This is a genomic window from Streptomyces olivochromogenes (assembly GCF_021538895.1).
Taxonomy (GTDB): domain Bacteria; phylum Actinomycetota; class Actinomycetes; order Streptomycetales; family Streptomycetaceae; genus Streptomyces; species Streptomyces olivochromogenes_A.
Genome location: NZ_JADDRL010000167.1, coordinates 1 through 15,627, shown reverse-complemented (window position 1 = coordinate 15,627; position 15,627 = coordinate 1). Strand labels below are relative to the sequence as shown.

General features: G+C 71.4%; 13 protein-coding genes and 1 pseudogene. 5 read left to right on the top strand and 9 right to left on the bottom strand.

Annotated features, from left to right (window positions below):
- Positions 1-215: pseudogene (locus tag IPZ69_RS43375) on the bottom strand (protein phosphatase 2C domain-containing protein); the annotation flags it as partial.
- A 431-nt stretch (positions 216-646) separates the two neighbouring features.
- Here IPZ69_RS43375 and IPZ69_RS43370 point away from each other — a divergent pair.
- Together IPZ69_RS43370 and IPZ69_RS43365 are read left to right on the top strand one after the other, a co-directional pair.
- Positions 647-1,636, top strand: a complete 990-nt coding sequence (locus IPZ69_RS43370; protein WP_235460403.1) for a helix-turn-helix transcriptional regulator — start codon at positions 647-649, stop codon at positions 1,634-1,636.
- Between the two features lie 47 nt (positions 1,637-1,683).
- The gene (locus tag IPZ69_RS43365; RefSeq protein ID WP_235460402.1) at positions 1,684-2,166 is read left to right on the top strand and encodes a DUF456 domain-containing protein; all 483 of its coding nucleotides are present in this window, start codon (positions 1,684-1,686) and stop codon (positions 2,164-2,166) included.
- Here IPZ69_RS43365 and IPZ69_RS43360 read toward each other — a convergent pair.
- Entirely contained in the window at positions 2,153-3,394 is a 1,242-nt protein-coding gene (locus tag IPZ69_RS43360; protein ID WP_235460401.1) for an SGNH/GDSL hydrolase family protein, read from the bottom strand. The two genes, IPZ69_RS43365 and IPZ69_RS43360, sit on opposite strands and share 14 nt — an antisense overlap.
- Before the next feature lie 190 nt (positions 3,395-3,584).
- Between IPZ69_RS43360 and IPZ69_RS43355 the strand changes: the two genes are divergently transcribed.
- Positions 3,585-3,728, top strand: a complete 144-nt coding sequence (locus IPZ69_RS43355) for a hypothetical protein (protein WP_235460404.1) — start codon at positions 3,585-3,587, stop codon at positions 3,726-3,728.
- A 7-nt stretch (positions 3,729-3,735) separates the two neighbouring features.
- Here IPZ69_RS43355 and IPZ69_RS43350 read toward each other — a convergent pair whose 3' ends face one another.
- Positions 3,736-5,022: an ammonium transporter gene (locus IPZ69_RS43350; RefSeq protein ID WP_235460400.1), complete on the bottom strand. Its 1,287-nt coding sequence runs from the start codon at positions 5,020-5,022 to the stop codon at positions 3,736-3,738.
- Between the two features lie 448 nt (positions 5,023-5,470).
- Between IPZ69_RS43350 and glsA the strand changes: the two genes are divergently transcribed.
- Positions 5,471-7,030, top strand: coding sequence for a glutaminase A (gene glsA / locus IPZ69_RS43345; RefSeq protein ID WP_235460399.1), 1,560 nt, complete (start codon positions 5,471-5,473; stop codon positions 7,028-7,030).
- Between the two features lie 117 nt (positions 7,031-7,147).
- Complete coding sequence (gene glnII, locus IPZ69_RS43340; RefSeq protein ID WP_235460398.1) at positions 7,148-8,167, top strand: glutamine synthetase; 1,020 nt, start codon at positions 7,148-7,150, stop codon at positions 8,165-8,167.
- 70 nt (positions 8,168-8,237) lie between these two features.
- On the opposite strand, the gene IPZ69_RS43335 is transcribed toward glnII, so the two are convergent.
- The 6 genes from IPZ69_RS43335 to IPZ69_RS43310 all read right to left on the bottom strand — a co-directional run.
- Positions 8,238-8,735, bottom strand: a complete 498-nt coding sequence (locus tag IPZ69_RS43335) for a methylated-DNA--[protein]-cysteine S-methyltransferase (protein WP_235460397.1) — start codon at positions 8,733-8,735, stop codon at positions 8,238-8,240.
- Positions 8,732-10,132 carry a DNA-3-methyladenine glycosylase 2 family protein gene (locus tag IPZ69_RS43330; protein WP_235460396.1) on the bottom strand — a complete coding sequence of 467 codons (1,401 nt, stop codon included), beginning with the start codon at positions 10,130-10,132 and terminating at the stop codon, positions 8,732-8,734. Before IPZ69_RS43330 ends, IPZ69_RS43335 begins: the two co-directional genes overlap by 4 nt.
- Positions 10,133-10,205: 73 nt before the next feature.
- Positions 10,206-11,315 (bottom strand): ribosome small subunit-dependent GTPase A, encoded by a 1,110-nt coding sequence (gene rsgA, locus IPZ69_RS43325; protein WP_235460395.1) that lies wholly within the window; start codon positions 11,313-11,315, stop codon positions 10,206-10,208.
- A 272-nt stretch (positions 11,316-11,587) separates the two neighbouring features.
- Positions 11,588-13,078, bottom strand: a complete 1,491-nt coding sequence (locus IPZ69_RS43320; protein WP_235460394.1) for a cellulose binding domain-containing protein — start codon at positions 13,076-13,078, stop codon at positions 11,588-11,590.
- A 547-nt stretch (positions 13,079-13,625) separates the two neighbouring features.
- Positions 13,626-14,969 carry a radical SAM protein gene (locus IPZ69_RS43315; protein WP_235460393.1) on the bottom strand — a complete coding sequence of 448 codons (1,344 nt, stop codon included), beginning with the start codon at positions 14,967-14,969 and terminating at the stop codon, positions 13,626-13,628.
- A 58-nt stretch (positions 14,970-15,027) separates the two neighbouring features.
- Positions 15,028-15,627 (bottom strand): pyridoxamine 5'-phosphate oxidase family protein (locus IPZ69_RS43310; RefSeq protein WP_235460392.1); only part of this gene is annotated, 600 nt, incomplete at its 5' end.

Sequence of the window (15,627 nt, the reverse complement as noted above, 5' to 3'; positions counted from 1 at the left end):
TCCCAGGGCGCGCGCGGGCGCGGTGGCCCCTCGTCCGCGTCCCTCGGCTGCCGTCCCGCACCCCGGCGCCCGCCCAGCGTGTCCGACGCCGAGGCGAACCGGTCGTCCACCGAATCACCCGTGGCCGTGGCCCCGGTGTCCTCGGTGGAGTCGTCGTACAACTCCCCCCACCAGTCGTCGTCTTGACGGGTGGGCCTACCCCCCTGCTGACTCATGCCCCCAATTGTCCACCGCACGGGCCGCATGAAAACGGGGCATCCGGAAAAACCGGCGCACCCGCGCCCCGCGAACGGCACGTCGAGGGATCCGGTGAACTCCCGTACGAATCAAGGCCGTACGCGTCAAGACCGCGCGAGCAGCGTCGGCCACGTCGGCCGCGTCGGCGCCTCGACCAGCCGCCGACCTGGCCGCCGGGCGGCCCCACCCCCCACGGGAGGACCGCCCGGCGACATCCGGGGACCCAGAGCGTGAACCGCTTTCCCCGCACCCGTCCGTGCGCGGCGGCGTGATCAACTCTGCGGTGACGTCACCTTGGCAGAGTGACCGGTGGTACGGCGATGATGGGCCGCGGCGGGTTCGCGCCGTGGCCGGTTTCCGCCACCGCGGCCCGCCTCCGGACCGTGGGGCGGGGAGGGACGAGGGGCTGATGCTGGCAGCGCTGGGGCTGGACGAGACGCACGAGGCGGCGTACCGGGCACTGGTGTCGGTGGGCGCGGCCGACGTGCCCGATCTCGCGCGGCGCCTGACACTCGGCGAGCAGGACACCGAGCGCGCCCTGCGCCGGCTGGAGCGGCAGGGCCTCGCGGCCCAGTCCTCGGCCCGCCCGGGCCGCTGGGTCGCGGCCCCGCCCGGCGTGGCCCTGGGCGCGCTGCTCACCCAGCAGCGGCACGAGCTGGAGAAGGCCGAGCTGGCCACCGCGCTGCTCGCCGAGGAGTACCGGGCGGCCGCCGCCGAGCCCGCCGTGCACGACCTGGTCGAGGTGGTGACCGGGGCGGCGGCGGTCACCCAGCGCTTCCTCCAGCTCCAGCTCGGCGCGAGCCACGAGGTGTGCGCGCTGGTCACCGGCAACCCGCTGGTCGTCTCCGGCATGGACAACGACGCCGAGGCGCAGGCCGCCGGGCGCGGGGTCCGCTACCGGGTGGTCGTCGAGCGCGCGGTGTTCGACCTGCCCGACGGGATCACCGAGCTGACCGCGGCGCTGGGCCGGGACGAACGGGTCCGGGTCGTCGAACGGGTGCCGACCAAGCTGGTCGTCGCCGACCGCTCCCTGGCCATGGTGCCGCTCACCTCACGCACCGCCGGCCCGGCCGCGCTGATCGTGCACGCCAGCGGCCTGCTGGAGCTGCTGTGCGGACTGTTCGAGTCGGTGTGGCGGCAGGCGCTGCCACTGCGGCTCGGCGCGTGCGGGGTGACCGAGGAACAGCCGGACGGCCCCGACGCCACCGACCTGGAGGTCCTGTCGCTGCTGCTCGCCGGGCTGACCGACGCGAGCGTCGCCAAACAGCTCGACCTGGGCCTGCGGACCGTACAGCGGCGGGTGAAGCGGCTGATGGAGCTGACCGGGGTGACGACGCGGCTGCAACTGGGCTGGCACGCCTACGAGCGGGGCTGGGTGGCCCGGGACGCCCACGAGTGACCCGTACGTGACCTGCGCCCGCTCCCGTGCTCCGGCACGCTGGGCAGATGGGAGTGTGGGAACTCCTGCCGGTCGGCCTGGTGATCGTGCTCGGCCTGTGCGGAGTGCTGGTGCCCGGGGTGCCGGGCTCGTGGCTGGTGTGGGCCGCGGTGCTGTGGTGGGCGCTGACGGATCCGCGGCCGGTGGCCTGGGGCGTCCTGGTGGGCGCCACCCTCGTGCTGTTCCTCGCCCAGGTGGTGCGCTGGGCGCTGCCGCCGCGCCGGCTGCGCGAGAGCGGCGCCACGCCCCGGATGGCGGTGTACGCGGGCCTCGGTGCGCTCCTCGGTTTCGTCGTGGTGCCCGTGCTGGGCGCCGTGCCCGGTTTCATGGCCGGGATCTACCTGCACGAACGCCTGCGCCTGGGCAGCCACGGGGACGCGATGGCCGCGCTGCGGACGACGATGCGCTCGGGCGGGTCCAGCGTGCTGGCCGAGCTGTTCGCCTGCCTGCTGATCGCGGCGGCGTGGCTCGCCGCGGTCATCCGGGGCTGACGGGCTGCCCGAAGCCGGCCAGGGCGACGCCGTCGGCCAGCGCCCGCATGCCCGCGTCGTTGAAGTGCAGATGGTCGCCGGGGTCGTAGGCGGCCCGGATCCGTTCGGGCCGGGCCGGGTCACGGACGACGGCGTCGAGGTCGGCGACCGCGTCGAAGAGGCCGCCCGCGCGGATGAGGGCGTTGACCCGCTGCCGTACCGCCTCCCCGGTCTCCGTGTAGGCGGGGTAGCCGCCGTACGGGGTGAGGGTCGCGCCGACGACGGTGATGCCGCGCGCGTGGGCGCGGGCCACGATCGTGCGGTAGGCCGCCGCGAAGGCGTCCGCGTCGGTGGCCGCCGAGGTGCCCTTGATGTCGTTGATGCCCTCCAGGACGACCAGCAGGCGCACGCCGGAGCGGGACAGCGCGTCGTCGTCGAGCCGGGTCAGCGCGCCCGGCGCCACGTCGTCCCGCAGCAGGCGGTTGCCGGAGATCCCGGCGTTGAGGACGCCGTACCGGCGCGGGCCGAGGTGTTCGGCGAGCAGGTCGGGCCAGCGGTGGTTGGCGTCGGGGGTGGAGCCGTTGCCGTCGGTGAGGGAGTCGCCGAACGCGACGACGCTGCCGGCGGCCGGACCGTCGACGTCGACGCCGGTGACGTAGTACCAGTGGACGGTGGTGGCCGTGTAGGCGGCGCCGTCCTCGTCGGCCGCCCGCCCGTCGCCGTGGGCTGCCACGTAGCTGGTCTGCAGGGCGGTGCGGTGGAAGGTCGCGGGGCCGGAGTCGCCCGGGGTGTGCACCGTGACGAGCAGGTCGGCGGCGGGCGGTACGGCCAGCGGGACCGGGTCGCTGACCAGGTCACTGCCGACCGGGACGACGGCCGTGGAGGCGCCGTGGAAGGTGGCGGTGCGCATCGAGCCCGGTACGGCGTCCGGGCCGGCCGCCCGGCGCAGGGCGACCGTGACCGCGCCCAGCACGAGGGGGGAGGTGCCGAACCGGTTGCTCAGCCGGATGCGCAGGGCCGATCCGCCGACGCTGGTGTGCACGACGTTGCGGACGGCGGCGCCGGGCAGGGCGGGGGTGGTGCCGGAGGGCGCGGTCTCCCAGGTGCCGGTCCAGTGCGCCGGCGCGGAGTCGGCCGAGGCCGGGAGGGAGTCGGCGGTGGCCGGGACGGTCGTGCCCACCAGGGCCAGCAGCGCCACCGCGCAAACCCGTCCGCCCCGGAGCACGAGGACCCGTCCGCCCTTGAGCATGTGTGCGCCCGCCCTTCCCGATGGCCCGCCGGAGGTGACGGTGACACACGGGACCGGGAGACGGACGGCACATCACCACCCATGACACCCGCATGGCGTACGCGGCCGGCGGTCCACGCGGCGGACTAGGGCCAGCGTCCTAGGGCCCTGAGCCGATGTGCCGGGCGGCCGGGCGTGTTCGGCTGCCGTCATGACCGAATTCAGCGAGGCCGAACTCCTGACCGGACCACACGACTTGGGCCCACACCTCAGCGAGGAGGTGATCCGGGTCCACCCGCGCCGGACCCAGAGCTGGGGGCTGGACGAGGACGCCTGGGCGTCGCCGCCGGGATGAACTTCGTTCATCCACCCGTCTTCTGCCGCCCGAGCGTGATCGTCGCGTCGGTACCGCCGACGAGCACCGTGGTGTGCTCGGCCAACGCATCGCCCAACAGGGTGAAGTCGTAGGCGCTCTCGGCGTGGAAGGCCCGGTCGACCCCAGAGGTCTCGTCCTCCTCGACGGCCCGGAACCCGATCGTGGCGTCGACGGTCTTCGCAAGGATCCAGGACACGACGAACGAGAAGCCCATCACCGAGAACGCGCCGATCGCCTGCCTGCCCAACTGCCCCAGGCCGCCGACGCCATCGATGGCCAGGACTCCCACCAGCAGGGTGCCGACCAGGCCGCCCACCAGGTGGACACCGACGACGTCCAGGGAGTCGTCGTAGCCCAGCCTGTCCTTCAGGCTTACCGCCCAGGAGCACAGCACACCCGCCACCACGCCGATGAGGATCGCTCCGAAGGCGTTGACGTGCGCGCCCGACGGAGTGATGGCCACCAGACCGGCGACCGCCCCGGAAGCAGCGCCCAGCGTGGTGAACGCACCCTGCTGGATCCGCTCACAAGCCAGCCAGCCGAGCATCGCGGCGCCCGCGGCGATCTGCGTGTTCAGGGCCATGGTGGCCGCCGCGCCATTGGCCGCCAAGGCGGAACCGGCATTGAACCCGAACCACCCGAACCACAGCAGTCCCGCACCCAGAATGACCAGAGGCAGGCTGTGAGGACGCATGGGCTCCTTCCTGAACCCGATCCGCCTGCCCACCACCAACACCGCTGCGAGTGCGCCGACACCGGCGTTGATATGGACCGCTGCCCCACCAGCGAAGTCGATCACCTTGAGCTTGAACAGCCAGCCGTCGGCCTGCCACACCCAGTGGACGACAGGGAAATACACCAGCGAGACCCACAGGGTGATGAAGACCGCCCAGGCACTGAACTTCACTCGGTCGGCAAGGGCGCCGCTTATCAAGGCCGGAGTGATGACGGCGAACATGAGCTGGAACAGGGCGAAGGCGAAGACCGGGATGCCGTCCTTGCCATTGGTCAACGTGCCGGCGTCGATGCCCTTGAGGCCGATGTGGTCGAAGCCGCCCAGCAGTCCGGCCCCGAGATCGTCACCGAATGCGAGCGAGTACCCGTAGAGCACCCACAGCACCGTGACAATGCCAAGCGAGACGAAGGACATCATGAGCATGTTGAGGACACTCTTCACCCGCACCATGCCGCCGTAGAAGAACGCGAGCCCGGGCGTCATCAACATGACGAGCGCGGCGCTGATCAACACGAAGGCGGTGTCTGCGCTGTTCAAATCTGTTTCTCCTGATGGATGGAACCGCGTCCCGGAACGCCAGGGACGGTGAAATGTGGTCGTCGGCCGAACTCCGAGGCCTATGTGATCAATTGACACGGTGACGCGACAACCTGCCACCACCGATGAGGACAAAGACTTCGGTTCCGTGCAGGTTGAAGCTTCGGTGGGCGGTGAAGGAACCTCGGTGCCACCGAGAGGCGTTGACCATGGGGGCGACCTACGTACCGAAGGGTTTGACCATAGGTGGTCCTGCGGCTTGCACGGACATCATCGGCATTGTGAGGTGAAATCACACAACAGTGCTTCGGGGAGCACGAATGCGAATGAAAGAGGTGCCGCCATGGGCGAAACGGGAGGCAATCACAAAGTGAGGCGCGCCGGTACCCGTTCTCACGCCGCGACCGCTCAGCATGTCCCGGTGAAGCCCACGTCAGGAGATCCCGACATGGTGCGCGAGCTGTTCCAGTCGTTCAAGAAGGACGCGAACGGATGTATAAGCCGGAATGAGATCATCGACCGGCTCCGCCAGGCGGGCATCACCCCCGACGACCCACGCCTCGGGCACCTGTGGGCCGGGCAGGACGCGTCGGACACCACCGGCGAACAACTGCTGGACCTCGCGGGATTCACCAAACTGTGCCACAGGAACGAGGATCTGCTGGCCCGGGCCATCACCGGCGAACTCGTCATCCCGGACTTCGCCTCCTTCACGGCGGACATCACCGAGATCTACGACAGTTTGCTGCCCGACAAGCGGGGGAAGGTGGCGGACTACATCCCCCAGCTGAGACGGGTACCTCCCGACCAATTCGCCATCGCCGTCTGCACGGTGGACGGTCAACGCTTCACGATCGGTGACGTCGGCGTGAACTTCTGCGTGCAGTCGGTCTGCAAGCCGATCAACTACTGCCTCACGCTGGAGGGACACGGCGCCGATGTGGTCCACCGGCACGTGGGCCGCGAACCGAGCGGTCTGGGCTTCAACGAACTGTCGGTGAACGGGAACGGACTCCCGCACAATCCCATGATCAACTCTGGTGCCATCATGAGTTGCTCACTCATCGAGCCCTCACTCGACATCGCCGACCGCTTCGACTACGTCGCGGACACCTGGCGCCAGTTGGCGGGCGGCAGCCCCATCGGTTTCAACAACGCCGTCTACCTCTCGGAGCGACAGACGGCTGACCGCAATTTCGCCCTCGGCTACTTCATGCGCGAGCACGGTGCCTTCCCGGTCGGCACGAATCTGATCCAGACCCTGGAATTCTACTTTCAGTGCTGTTCCGTCGAACTCAACGGTGCCGCGCTGTCCTCCGTGGCCTCCACCCTCGCCAACGGCGGGGTCGTGCCGCTCTCGGGTGACCGGGTCTTCTCCACCGACACCGTACAGAAATGCCTCTCGCTCATGTCCTCCTGCGGCATGTACGACTACTCCGGTGAGTTCGCCTTCACCATCGGGCTGCCGGCGAAGAGCGGGGTCTCGGGTGCCCTCATGCTCGTCGTGCCCCAGGTCATGGGGATCGCCATCTGGTCACCCCGGCTCGACTCGCTGGGCAACTCCGTGCGCGGCATCGAGTTCTGCAAGCAACTGGTCGCCAAGTACAACTTCCACGTGTACGACTCCCTCGTGGGTGACGACCAGGGGAGCAAGCGTGACCCACGCCTGAAGAAGAACCAGTCGGCGATCGAAGGCACGATGCGGCTGCTGTGGTCGGCCAGCAAGGGCGACCTCGACGGAGTACGGGCCTGTGTGGCCTCCGGAGTCATGCCCTCCTCCAGCGACTACGACGGGCGCACGGCGCTCCACCTGGCAGCGTCCGAGGGGCATATCGACGTCGTCGCGTACCTGTTGCAGCAGGGCGCCGAGCTCGCGGCCGTCGACCGTTGGGGTGGCACGCCTTTGAGCGACGCGGAGAAGGGATGCCACACCCAGGTCGGCAAAGCCCTGAAGCGGGCGACCGACAGCGAGGCCGCATCCACCGGAGCCGGGAAGCAGACTGCCTGACCGCGAAGCGGATCCCGGGCGAACTCGCGCCGACGATCTGCCGCACCCCCAGAGCCATCACCCCATGAGACGGGGCCGGGATCTTCCCTGTCCCGAAAATCACCGGAAAGAAGAATCATGAGTTACCGCGCTGAGTACATCTGGATCGACGGCACGTCGCCGACCGCCAAGCTGCGGTCGAAGACGAAGGTCCTGGCTGACGGCGCCGAGCCGAGCACCTGGGGCTTCGACGGTTCCAGCACCAACCAGGCAGAGGGCCACGCCTCGGACCGCGTGCTCGAACCGGTCTTCTCCTGCCCGGACCCGATCCGAGGCGGCGACGACGTACTGGTGCTGTGCGAGGTCCTGAACACCGACGGCACCCCGCACGCGTCCAACACCCGTGCCGAGCTGACGGTGGTTGCCGAACGCTTCGCGGCGCAGGCTCCCCTCTTCGGCATCGAGCAGGAGTACACCTTCTTCGAGGGTGACCGTCCGCTGGGCTTCCCCGAGGGCGGCTTCCCGGCCCCCCAGGGCGGCTACTACTGCGGTGTCGGCGCCGACGAGATCTTCGGCCGTGACATCGTCGAGGCTCACCTGGACAACTGCCTGAAGGCGGGCCTGGGCATCTCCGGCATCAACGCCGAGGTCATGCCCGGCCAGTGGGAGTTCCAGGTCGGACCCCTGTCGCCGATCGAGGTCGCCGACCAGCTGTGGGTGGCCCGCTGGCTGCTCTACCGCACCGCCGAGGACTTCGATGTCTCGGTCACCCTCGACCCCAAGCCGGTCAAGGGCGACTGGAACGGCGCGGGCGCGCACACCAACTTCTCCACCAAGGCGATGCGCGAGGGCTACGACGCGATCATCACCGCCTGCGAGTCGCTCGGCGAGGGCTCCAAGCCGCTCGACCACGTCAAGAACTACGGCGCCGGCATCGACGACCGGCTGACCGGTCTGCACGAGACCGCCCCGTGGAACGAGTACTCCTACGGCGTCTCCGACCGCGGCGCCTCGGTCCGTATCCCGTGGCAGGTCGAGAAGGACGGCAAGGGCTACATCGAGGACCGCCGCCCGAACGCCAACGTCGACCCGTACGTCGTGACGCGGCTGCTCGTCGACACCTGCTGCTCCGCGCTGGAAAGGGCCGGCCTGGTGTGATCCGGGCCTGAACCAGCGGAAGCCCGCCCCGGAGTCACGCCGGAGCGGGCTTGCGCTGCTGGAGGGGACGTTACGAGGCGCCCGCTGTGCCGAGCGCCCCCTCCAGGGTGAGCAGCCACACCTTGCGGTCGAGTCCGCCCGCGTAGCCGGTCAGGGAGCCGTCCGCGCCGATCACTCGGTGGCAGGGGCGCAGGATCAGCAGCGGGTTGGCGCCGATCGCGCCGCCGACGGCCCGTACGGCGGCCCGGGAGGCGCCGATCCGCGCCGCGATCTCGCCGTACGTCGTGGTCGCGCCGTACGGGACGGAGTCGAGGGCGGCCCAGACCCGCTCCCGGAACTCGGTGCCCTCGGTCCTCAACTCCAGCCGGAACTCCTTGAGTTCACCGGCGAAATAAGCGGCGAGCTGGTCCTCGGCCGCGCGGAACGGCCCGCGGTCCTGCCGCCAGTCCGCCAGGACCGTGCGGCCGCCCTTCTGCCCGGGCACGGACAGCGAGGTCAGGGCCCCGTCCGGGGCGGCGGTGAGGAGGAGTGGGCCGAAGGGCCCGTCCACCCGCGTCCAGTACGTCATACCGACTCCAACTCCTTTTCCTCGCACAGGTGTCGTACGGCGTACGAGCGCCACGGCCGCCAGCCGTCCGGCACGTCCGCGCCGGGCGGGGCCACGTCGGGGTCGCCGAGGGCGCGGACCCTGATGGCCGCGACGACGGCAGGGTCCATGCGGGGCAGGGCGAGCAGGGCCCGCTCGGCATCGTCCCGGTCGGCGCCCGGGTCCAGCCGTACGACCCCGTCGGCGAGCGCGGCGGCCAGCGCCCCGAGCGTGCCGTGCGGCTCTGCCTCCGCGAGGACGGTGGGCTCGGGAAACAGATGCGTGAGGCTGCCGCAGGCGACGTCCAGCGCCTTGCCGTACCGCAGGACGAGCCGCTCGGCCTCGGTGCGCCCGACCAGGGCCCGGATCGCGAACTCGGCGGGATCGGCGGCACCGGGCGAGCGCAGGCCCGGCCGGGCGGCGACGAGCGGGGCGAGCCGTGGGTCGGCGCCGAGCCGCTCGTCGACGGCGTACGGATCGGCGTCCAGGTCGAACAGCCGCCGCAGCCGCTGCACGGCGGTCGTCAGGTCCCGCGGGTCGGTCAGGTGCAGCCGGGCGTCGAGCCAGCCGCCGGGGTGGGCGGCGATTCCCGCCCGGACGGTCGAGGTGCGCTCCTCGACGGCGACGATCCCGGTGCCGTACGGCAGCCGCAGCGTGCGTCTGAGGACCCGGCGGCCGGGCGGGCCGGACACCTCCTCGACACCGGCCACCTGCTCGCGCGCGAGCAGGTCGAAGACGGGGCCGGACTGGTACGACCCCCGGTGGGCGAGCCGCAGCGGGATCCCCGCGCCCGGGGTGGACCGGCGCGCGCCCCGGCCGCCCGGGGCCGCGGTACGCAGCTCGCTCGGGGTCAGGGCGTACACCGCGCGGATCGTGTCGTTGAACTGGCGCACGCTCGCGAATCCGGAGGCGAACGCGATCTCGGTGATCGGCAGGTCGGTGGTCTGCAGCAGAACGCGCGCGGTGTGCGCGCGCTGGGCCCGGGCCAGCGCGACGGGGCCGGCGCCGAGCTCGGCGGTGAGCTGCCGCTGCACCTGCCGCGCGCTGTAGCCGAGCCGCGCGGCGAGCCCGGCGACGCCCTCCCGGTCGACGATCCCGTCCCCGATCAGCCGGACGGCCCGCCCGACGACGTCCGCCCGGACGTTCCAGTCGGCCGAGCCGGGCACGGAGTCCGGGCGGCACCGGCGGCACGCCCGGAAGCCGGAGCCCTGCGCGGCGGCGGCCGTCGAGAAGAACCGCACGTTGCGCCGCTTCGGCGTCACGGCCGGGCAGCTGGGCCGGCAGTAGATCCCGGTCGTCTCGACGGCGAAGAAGAACTCCCCGTCGAACCGGGCATCCCGACTCCGCACAGCCTCGTACCTGGTGTCTTCGTCCCTCACGTGTTCCAGTGTGGGCGATGCCCACGGCGACCGGCTGGCGGAATTCGGACACCACCTTGCCCGCGCCGGTCGGCTACCCCCACCGCCCCCGCTTCATTTCCATCGCCGCCTTGCCCTCGGCGCCCCTCCGCTTCCATTCGCGGCGGATTTCGGAGCGGAGGCGTTGGTCGGTCTTGGCGGTGATCCACTGGTTTTCGCGCAGGAGCTTGCGGTAGCTCTCCAGTCGGCGTACCGGGAGGTCTCCGGCGTCGACGGCGGCCAGCACCGCGCAGCCGGGCTCGCTCTCGTGGGCGCAGTCCTGGAACCGGCACTGCTCGGCCAGTTCCTCGATCTCGGAGAACACCTGGCCGACGCCGCCCTCGGCGTCCCAGAGGCCGACGCCGCGCAGCCCGGGCGTGTCGATCAGTACGCCCCCGCCGGGCAGGGCGAGCAGATTGCGGGTGGTGGTCGTGTGCCGCCCCTTGCCGTCCACGTCACGAGCGGCCTGGACCTCCATGACGTCCTCGCCGATCAGCGCGTTCGCGAGCGTCGACTTGCCCGCTCCGGACTGGCCGAGCAGCACGGACGTACCCCCGGCGACCAACGCGGTGAGAACGTCGAGCCCCTCACCGTGCCGGGCGCTGACGGTCAGCACCGGCACGCCGGGCGCCGACGTCTCCACGTCCTGGACGAGGTGCGACAGCGTCACGGGGTCGGCCACCAGGTCGGCCTTGGTGAGCACGACCACGGGCTGTGCCCCCGATTCCCAGGCCAGGGCGAGGAACCGTTCGACGCGCCCGAGGTCGAGTTCGACGGCCAGGGACACCGCGACGATCGCGTGGTCGACGTTGGCGGCGAGGATCTGCCCCTCGGACCGCTTGGAGGAGGTGGAGCGCACGAAGGCGGTACGGCGCGGCAGATACGTCCGTACGTAGCGCGGATTGCCGCCGGGCTCGACGGCTACCCAGTCGCCGGTGCACACGACCCGCAGCGGGTCGTGCGGGGTGACGAAAGCGGTGTCGGCCCGGACGACACCACCGGCGGTGATCACGTCGCACTGGCCGCGGTCGACCCGGATCACGCGTCCGGGCAGCAGTCCTTCGGAGTCGTAGGGGGTGAACTCCTCCGCCCAGGCCTCGTCCCAGCCGTAGGGAGCGAGCGATGAAAAGGCGGAGGAAGCGGAGAAAGCGGAGCTGGAAGTCAAGGGAGACCCTTCACAAGGGTGGCCCCGGCGAGCGCGCGCGAAACGGCGCGGCGAAGTGTGTGGTCGTCAGCCGGTGGCCACGGAGGTGGACTTGACGGTCTTCTGGAGGCGGGCAGCGCCCATCGCAACGACAGCCATCGGTCGACACCTCCTCGTCCACGCTCACGCGTCGCACGCCCCTCGGCGTGCGACGCTCATGTTTCCCGTCGGGGGATCGCCCCGTCAATCGTTTTTTCCGGCAGCCGGTACCGGTCATCGGTCCCGGCGGCCGGTCAGCTCGTCGCGCAGCTGTCCCCGTTCAGCGAGAACGCGTACGGCGGGCGGTTCTTTCCGCTCCAGGAGCCGACGAAGCCGAAGGCGAGGGTGCCGTGGGCGGCGACGGCCTTGTTGTAGTCGGCGGCGGTGGCGGTGACCCGGGAGCCGTTCTGGGAGACGGTCGCGTCCCACATCTGGCCGACCTGCTGGCCGTCGCGGAAGGACCAGGCGACGCGCCAGTCGGTGAGGGCCCGGGTGGTGGTGACGGTGACGGTGGCCTGGAAGCCGTCGGGCCACTCGCTGTCGAGGCGGTAGTCGACCCGGCAGGTGGGTGCCGCCTCGCTGGTGGCGGTGGCGGGGGCGGACTTGGGGCCGTGGGAGTCGGACGCGGAGGAGCCCTGGGGTTCCGGGTCGGGGTTCTTGTGGTGGGACGCGCTCGCGGTACCGGTCGGGGACGGCTTCGCCGGGGCGGAGTCGGACGGCAGCGGGTCGGCGGCGGGCAGGGACGGGTTGGGATCAGCCACCGGTTGACGGTCGTCGCGGGCGGCCGCGTCGACCTGGCTCGAGCCGCCGAACGGCATCATCGACACGCCGAGCGCCAGCACCGACAGCAGCACGGCGGCGGCGAGCAGGCTGTTGCGCAGGACGCGGTTGCGGCCCGTACCCTCCGCCGGGTCGCCGCCCTCCAGGGCGGCCGGCTTCTCCGGGTGCCCGGCGCCCAGCCGGACCTCGGCGGCCCGGCGGCGGCGCTCCAGGTAGGCGAGGCCGCCCCAGCCGATGACGCCGCCGGCCAGGGCCGCGGGCAGTCCGCCGCCGTGCAGCCGCAGACAGGCGGCGGCCTCGGCGCACTGCACGCAGGTGGCGAGGTGCCGGGAGAGGTCCCCCGGGGTGTCGGCGGCGGGCGAGCGGGTGACCGCGTCGAGGAGACGGGCGTAACTGCGGCACTGCGCGTCCATCGGCGTGTCGAGGTGGGCGCGGTGGCAGCGGTCCCGGAACAGGCCGCGGACCTGGTCGAGTTCCTGGGCCGCGGCGGCCGGGTCGAGGCCCAGGCGGCGGGCGACGGCGGGCAGCGGCAGCGCCTCGACCTCGGCGAGCCACAGCAGCGCGGCGTCGGCCTCCTGCATGTCCCTCAGGCCGCGCAGCGCGACCGGGCGCAGCAGGGGCGGTCCGGTGTAGCGGCCGGCCTTGTCGGAGTTGAGCCATAGCCTGAGGTCCGGGTCGAGCTTGTGGCCGAGGCCGTCCGCCTCCCAGCCGGCGGCGGTGGTGCGCACGGCGGTCAGCAGCAGCGGGATCATCGGCAGCCGGGGCGTGCGGCGGCCGGCGGCGCGCGCCGGGGAGGCTCCGGCGGCCCGGGTCTCGCGCATGCCGAGCGCGTACGCCTCGGTGGCCAGCTGGTTGGCCGTCTGCGCGCCGGAGGTGCACAGGTCGGCGTAGGAGAGCACCGCGTCCCAGTACTCGGAGAACAGCGCGGCCTCGGCGGCGTCCTGGGGGGTCGGCAGGTCGGGCATGGGTCTCCTGCATCCACGTGCGAGGTCAACTGGCCATATTGGGCAACGGAGTTGGGGGGACCCTCGCGGCAGGCCACGAGCCTTTCACGCCTTCGACACAACTGACAAGCGACCTATTCAAATCCAGCTACCGGCGGTCGCGGACCGGTTACCCGACCTTCCACAACCGCCGCTTCGCCTCGGCGAGTTGACAGGCCGTCAGTCAGTGGATCGCGACACGGCAACGACCCGCCCCCGCGCGTCCAGCGCCTCGACCCGGTACGCGTACCACGCGTCGAGGTCGCGGTCACCGTACCGGGCGAAGGTCACGAAGTACCGTGGCCCACATCCGCGGCCTCTTGTACGGACCGCGAGCGCATTCCGACTCACCGTCCTCCGCGTCGTCGGCGCGGCGTCGGGCGAAGCTCAGGACCCGCCCGTAGTGCGCCGCGAACAACGCGCGCGGTCTCTCCTCGTGCTCAGGTGTTCCCTCGTCGTCGGGCACACCCGCCCCCTTCCGTCCTCCGCCCGTCGTGACACCCCCCTATGTCCGGCGGCCGGGGACGGGTCACACCTGGGCGGCCTCCCCGGCGGACTCGTCGTCCGTCTCCCGCGCGGGGAGGCTGTCCATGAAGGAGCTGACGGAGAACACGGCGCGGCCGGGTCCGGGCGGGCCGTAGCCGGGGGGCGAGGACAGACCGAAGTCGTCCATCGTGGCGCGGTAGGCCTCCAGGAGCCGGATGTGGTACTCCAGCGGCGCGCCCTGCGGGTTGGCCTTGCCGAGCGGGGTGGTCGGCTCCGGGCACCAGGTGGTGAAGCGGGGCGTGATGCCGTGCGACATGAAGAAGCGCAGGCCCTCGGTGGTGGACGCGATGGCCTCGTCGACGGTGGTGAAGCCGAAGGGCTCGGCCATCTCGACGCCGGCGACGAAGTTGGGGATGACGTTGCGCGCGCCGAAGATCTCCGCCGAGTCGAGGATCCGCTTGTGCCATTCGTCGCGGCCGACGTAGCGCTCCTTGCCGGGGCAGTACAGCTCGAACAGGCGCCGGTCCCACACCTCGTAGTTGGGGTGGTAGATCTGCACGCCGTAGTCCTTGAACCGCTGCACGTCGTCCCTGGGCAGCGCCTGGGCGACGACCTTGCCGATCCAGCGGCCGGGGAAGCGCTCCTCGATGGCCTTGGCGTAGTGGCCGTAGAAGTCGGCCTCGTCGCGCCCGGCGACCGTCTTGGTGATCGCGCCGCCGGTGAGGGTGTAGGCGGTGGACGCCTTGGCCGTGTCGTACCGGTCGATGATCTCCAGCGCCTCCAGGACCTCCTCCACGTCCTTGACGCCGGTGTACGGCCGGCCGGCCGCCTTGTGCTGGCGCCAGTTGTGGTTGATGTCGCAGTACTGGCACTCCTCCTTGGCGCCGAAGTACTGGCACACGCGGAAGACGGTCAGGTAGATCAGGTAGCCCCACTGGATGGTCGGGGCCACCTCCATCACGGACTTCCCGTTGGAGAGGGTGTGCCGGTAGTACTCGGGCATGGGCGGCACGCCCACGTCGGCGATGCGCTTGCCGTCGAGGTAGAGCCCGAGCAGGCCCTCTCCGTCGGCGGCGACACGGTAGGGCGAGGTCGGGTTCACGCGCACCGACACCACGGTCCGCCGCAGGTCGTACGGTCCGCCGGTGAGGATGATCTCCTCCGGCGGGCGCCGCAGCGCGGCCTCGCCCAGCTCGGGCAGGGTGCCGTGGTCGAAGGAGAAGATGAAGTACGACTTCGGCTTGACCTCGCCGCTCTCGTTGTCGGAGAGCGCGGACGCGTCGAAGGCGACCCCACCCCGGAGCAGGTCCTCCTTGAAGACGGCTTCCCGCGGTACATGCGGGAACCTCTCCATCAGATCCTCGACCAGCGCGGTGCGGCTGCCCATCCCGTGTCTCCTCCCGGCTCAGGCGTTCGGCTCCTCACGGTATGCCCCCGCCCGCGCGTCAGCCCTGCCGGGTCCCCTCGCGGCGCGCGATGTGTCCTGGTACGGGGGTCCGCGCGGGCAGCAGCGGGTCCGCCTCGGGGGCACCCCAGACGGAGGTCAGCGGCAGGGTTCCGGCCCACAGGCCCAGCCCGGCGTCGGGCCCGTCGCCGTCCTCGGGCGCGCCGGTACGGATCTTGACGGAGGCCTGTTCGAGCGAGAGGGCCAGCAACGTGGTGGCGGCCAGCTCCTTGCGGTTCGGCCGCCGGACGTACGACCACTGCCCCGGCGTGGCGTGCTCGGTGAGCCGGCGCAGCCCCTCCAGCTTCTCCTCCGGGTCGGTGACCTTGCGGGCCGTGCCGTGGATCATGGCGCTGCGGTAGTTGACGCCGTGCTCGAAGACGGACCGGGCGAGGACCAGCCCGTCGACGTGGGTGACGGTGACGCACACGGGCGTGCCGCCGGCCAGACTGCGGCTGGCCACGGACCCGTGGACGTAGAGCTGCCGTTCGTCCCGCCCGTACACGGTCGGCACGACCAGCGGCCGCCCTTCGACGACCACGCCGAGATGACAGACGAACCCGGCGTCCAGGATCGCGTTCAGCTCGGCCCGCTCCACACT